Genomic DNA, 4,428 nt, shown 5'->3' with positions numbered 1-4,428 from the left:
ACCATGGCAGAAAAAGCTTGCCATGGCTTTGGCTCCACTACGCAAGTCGGCTTAACTCAAGCGTTAGGCCGTGGAGGGCCGAGTCTGATATGCGCTCATATGTGATCTTTGCACTGATCTTTATTCTCGCCGGCGTGGTGCTGTCGTTCGCCGCAGACATTCCGGAAGCCCAGTGGTTACGCATCACTCTTGCCCTCCTCTCACCCATCGCTGCTGCCGTGCTTGGGGTTCTGCTCGCGCAGCGTTCCGGACACTTAGCTCTCACCTGCCTTCTGGTAGTTGGCTTGGTCCTATCGGCGGTGATCTACGCAACCACCTGGGGCGTGTTCCACTTCCTCGCACTTGGTGCCGGGGGTTCGGTGCCGTTTTGGCGCTTGGCCCAAGTGGGAGGTTGGACTTACATGCTGGGCTATTTGTCACATGCAATTGCTCCCGTGATTGGTCGCCTGCTGGTGCCACGGCCTAACAATGCGTTCAAGCCGAAGCCGCTTCGCGGCTCGGCTTAACTTAAGTGTTAGGCCGCTGGGGAGCTACATGGGCAGTCCAACCAACAAGTTTCTGGTAATCGGCGCCGCCCTTAGCGGGATCGCAGCGCTGATGCATCTGGCGTGCCTGGCCGTGGGCGCTCCGCTGTTTCGGCTCTTGGGCGCCGGAGAGCAAATGGCACAACTGCACTTGGCCGGCCACTGGTATCCCACCGTCGTTACCCTGGTCATTGCCGCCGTTCTTGCTGGGTGGAGTGCTTACGCTCTCTCCGGTGCCGGTGTAATTCGCCAGCTGCCGTTGCGACGTACCATCCTCTCCGCAATCACGACCATCTGCATCGTTCGGGGCGTCGCATTCGTGCCGGTCATGGCGCACTTCCCCAGAAACAGCATGACGTTCTGGGTTGTGAGTTCTTCCATCTGCCTACTGATCGGCCTCGTCCATCTTGTGGGCCTTCGGCAGTCCTGGGGCAGGCTTTCTGGCGGTGCGGCCTAACAATGCGTTCAAGCCGAAGCCGCTTCGTTCCGCCAACCACATGGCAGGTAAAGCTTGCCATGTGGTTGGCTCCACTACGCGTCTCGGCTTAACTTAGGTGTTAGACCGCTAACGTTACTTCGTGGCAAGGGGAAACATGAACTACGTCGATCTAGTGGCTGTTCTGGCCGTGATCCAGCTCGTCTTCTTCAGCGTACTCGTGGGCCGCGCCCGCGGCCTTTACGGGGTCAACGCTCCTGCCGTCACCGGGCACGAAATGTTTGAGCGGGTGTATCGCGTCCAGATGAACACACTAGAGCTCATGGTCGCGTTCCTTCCAGCCTTGTTCATTGCCGCAAAGTACTGGCCGCAATCCTACGTCGCTATTGCCGGCGCGGTGTACCTGGTCGGCCGGCTCATCTACTGGCGTAGCTATACGGCAGCACCAGCCAGCCGTGCTGTGGGCTTCGGCCTCTCCATTCTGCCCATCCTCGCGCTGCTCATCGGCTCGCTGGCCGGCATCATCCGTGGCAGTGCGGCCTAACAATGCGTTCAAGCCGAAGCCGCTTCGCGGCTCGGCTTAACTTAGGTGTTAGGCCTCATGTTCAAGAAAATCGCACTCATAGTCATTGTGCTACTACTGGCATTGGCCCAGAGCTACTTCATTTACGCCGTTCAACACGGTGCTGAGGGCGCCTTCACTAGTGCCTAGAGTAGCTTCAATGTTACTCAATCAGGCTACTCGCGGCTTGTATTTCTTACCATCAAGTGGTGGTGGGCCTTGCCCGTGCTTTGCCTACTTCTTGCCGGTGTTGCCGTCTGGAGGCCCAAGACACAGTACGTCACTCTTGCACTCGCCTTCAGCTTTATTGGCACCATAGCTTTGTACTGGTCTGCATATGCCCCCTCCTTGCTCATCCGCGTATGAGGCCTAACAATTCATTCAAGCCGAACGCCACAAGTGGCGTCGGCTTAGTTCAGGCGTTAGGCCTCAGGAGCCAGCTATGCCACGGCACGAGAAGATCAACTACGTTGAGTACCCGTCGCGAGACTTGGAGGGAACGAAGCGATTCTTCGTCCAAGCATTCGGCTGGGCGTTCGAAGATTACGGTCCCGACTACGTCGCATTTTCCGACCAGGGACTGGATGGCGGCTTCTTTAGGTCTGACCTGGCGGCTCGCACGGAAGCTGGAAGCGCACTCATCGTCCTTTACAGTGACGACCTTGAAGATACGCTCCGCAAGGTCGAGGCCGCAGGCGGTGACGTGGTCAAGCCAATCTTCGTCTTCCCAGGTGGTCGCAGGTTCCATTTCACAGAGCCCGGTGGCAATGAGCTAGCTGTGTGGTCGGAGCCTGAGGCCTAACAATGCGTTCAAGCCGAAGCCGCTTCGTTACGCAAACCACATGGCAGATGAAGCTTGCCATGTGCTTCGCTCCACTGCGCGTCTCGGCTTAACTTAGGCGTTAGCGCGCAGGAGTTTTCGGGGGATCCATGGCGTACGAACTAGATGACCGGTTAGTAATTGGCGTCGCGTCAAGCGCCGTCTTTGACCTCAGCGACGCTGATCATGTCTTCAAGACGCGTGGGGAAGAGGAGTATCGGAAGTTCCAAGAGGAGCATCTCAATAACCCTCTACCGAAGGGAATCGCATTCCCCTTCATCAAAAGACTGCTCTCCATCAACGACCTCAGTCCCTCCGATCCATTGGTTGAGGTCGTGCTGCTATCGCGCAACGACCCTGATACGGGGCTACGGGTGATGAAGACCATTGAGCATTACGGTCTAGGTATTACGCGGGCAATCTTTATGCAAGGACGCGCGCCTTATGAGTACATACCTGCGTTGAACATCGCTCTCTTCTTGTCTGCTAATAAGCCAGACGTAGACTCTGCAATTCGTGTAGGACACCCAGCAGGGCAGGTGCTCGATTCGAAGTTCGACGACGACGACGACGACGAGGATAAAACCCTGCGGATCGCGTTCGACTTCGATGGAGTCTTGGCGGGAGACGAGTCTGAAGCGGTCATGCAGAGCTCGGGGCTTACGGAGTTTCACGCACATGAGGTTAAGAACGTCATGCAGCCGCACAATCCCGGGCCATTGAAGGAATTTCTAGTCAGAGTGTCAAAGATTCAGTCGGTCGAGGAGGAGCACAAGAAGACGAATCCGGACTACGAGAACCGAATTCGTGTATCAATCGTGACAGCGCGAAACGCTCCGTCACACGAGCGTGCTCTGAACACTCTGAAGAACTGGGGCGTGATGGCGAATGACGCATTCTTTCTCGGAGGTATTGAGAAAGGGCGAGTTCTAGGCGTGCTCAAGCCGCACATCTTCTTTGATGATCAATCAGGCCACCTGAAGTCGGCTAGCGCGGTTGTACCTTCTGTACACATTCCATTCGGCGTCATTAATCAGTAGTTCTGTAGGCGTGCCGCTATGCGCGCTAACAAGTCGTTCAAGCCGAAGCCGCTTCGTTACGCAAACCACATGGCAGATAAAGCTTGCCATGTGCTTCGCTCCACTGCGCGTCTCGGCTTAACTCTGGCGTTAGGCCCCACAGGAGAGGACCCAATGATTGAAACGATCATATTTCTTGCAGCCACATTGGCTGGTCCGGCAAACGTCGCCGAGCCGGTTACTTGCATCAAGACTTCAATTGACAAATCCGGCCGCACCTCGCGAAGTGAGGTAATTGTCAGCTCCGGTGACAAATCACACGATCGGGGCGCGCTTCAGTTCTTGCGAGCGCTTGACTTCTCACGTGCCCCAATTGGCTTGAGCCTAGACCAAACCGGTCACATCCTAGTTCGGGCTACAGGACCTGACACATACACCGTAGATGTAACTGAAGCCCGGTTACTCGACTCTTGCCCAACTGCGGACCCGGGTGGGGCCTAACAATGCGTTCAAGCCGAAGCCGCTTCGCGGCTCGGCTTAACTTAGGTGTTAGGCGGCTAATGAGTTCCTCAAGCGATCCACTGCTAATCAAGACCAATCAGACCTGGAAGCTCCGCGCCATGTACTTGGCTCTCGGAGTCTCCGGGATCCTGATAATTCTTGCCCAGTGGCGAATCGATGCCCTGCCCGCTGACCAATTTGCGTTTGTCATAATCTCCGCCATCGTCATTGGCCTGGGTGGTCTGATCTTCGCTTGCTCTACCATCAGTTGCCCCAAGTGTGGGGCCCGCTGGTTATGGCATGCGGTGCGCACGCAGCACAGCGGCAACTGGCTTCACTGGCTGCACTCCCAAAATGCATGTCCCGCTTGCGGAGCTTATGGTCGTGACGCCGCCTAACAATGCGTTCAAGCCGAAATTGCATCGCTACGCCGTCAACATGGCAGAAAGAGCTTGCCATGTTGCCAGCTACGCGCTGCAATTCGGCTTAACTTAGGCGTTAGGCCCCTAAATCATGCTCACCACGGTCGGACGCTACTTTGATCCTTGGGAGGCGCATATCCTTCG

5 protein-coding genes are annotated in these 4,428 nt (G+C 56.4%); all 5 read left to right on the top strand.

Features of this window, described 5'->3' with window-relative positions; translation table 11 throughout:
* The coding region (locus ACW7G2_RS14000) for a hypothetical protein (RefSeq protein WP_456976828.1) at positions 1 to 506 on the top strand (506 nt) is incomplete at its 5' end.
* A gap of 28 nt (positions 507 to 534) precedes the next feature.
* Positions 535 to 981 carry a hypothetical protein gene (locus ACW7G2_RS13995; protein ID WP_456976826.1) on the top strand — a complete coding sequence of 149 codons (447 nt, stop codon included), beginning with the start codon at positions 535 to 537 and terminating at the stop codon, positions 979 to 981.
* A 136-nt stretch (positions 982 to 1,117) separates the two neighbouring features.
* Positions 1,118 to 1,504: an MAPEG family protein gene (locus tag ACW7G2_RS13990; protein WP_456976824.1), complete on the top strand. Its 387-nt coding sequence runs from the start codon at positions 1,118 to 1,120 to the stop codon at positions 1,502 to 1,504.
* Positions 1,505 to 1,964: 460 nt separating this feature from the next.
* The gene (locus ACW7G2_RS13985; RefSeq protein WP_456976822.1) at positions 1,965 to 2,324 is read left to right on the top strand and encodes a VOC family protein; all 360 of its coding nucleotides are present in this window, start codon (positions 1,965 to 1,967) and stop codon (positions 2,322 to 2,324) included.
* Positions 2,325 to 2,452: 128 nt separating this feature from the next.
* Entirely contained in the window at positions 2,453 to 3,382 is a 930-nt protein-coding gene (locus ACW7G2_RS13980) for a 5'-nucleotidase (protein ID WP_456976820.1), read from the top strand.
* The last annotated feature ends 1,046 nt before the right edge of the window (positions 3,383 to 4,428 follow it).

It is taken from the genome of Luteimonas sp. A277, from assembly GCF_054052045.1.
Note: the sequence above shows the minus strand (reverse complement) of the source record. Positions and strands in the feature narration are given on the sequence as shown.

Excerpts from the sequence above, each read along its gene's own strand:
- ACW7G2_RS13995 (WP_456976826.1), top strand. The coding sequence starts at position 535 with ATGGGCAGTCCAACCAACAAGTTTCTGGTAATCGGCGCCGCCCTTAGC.
- ACW7G2_RS13990 (WP_456976824.1), top strand. The coding sequence starts at position 1,118 with ATGAACTACGTCGATCTAGTGGCTGTTCTGGCCGTGATCCAGCTCGTC.
- ACW7G2_RS13985 (WP_456976822.1), top strand. The coding sequence starts at position 1,965 with ATGCCACGGCACGAGAAGATCAACTACGTTGAGTACCCGTCGCGAGAC.
- ACW7G2_RS13980 (WP_456976820.1), top strand. The coding sequence starts at position 2,453 with ATGGCGTACGAACTAGATGACCGGTTAGTAATTGGCGTCGCGTCAAGC.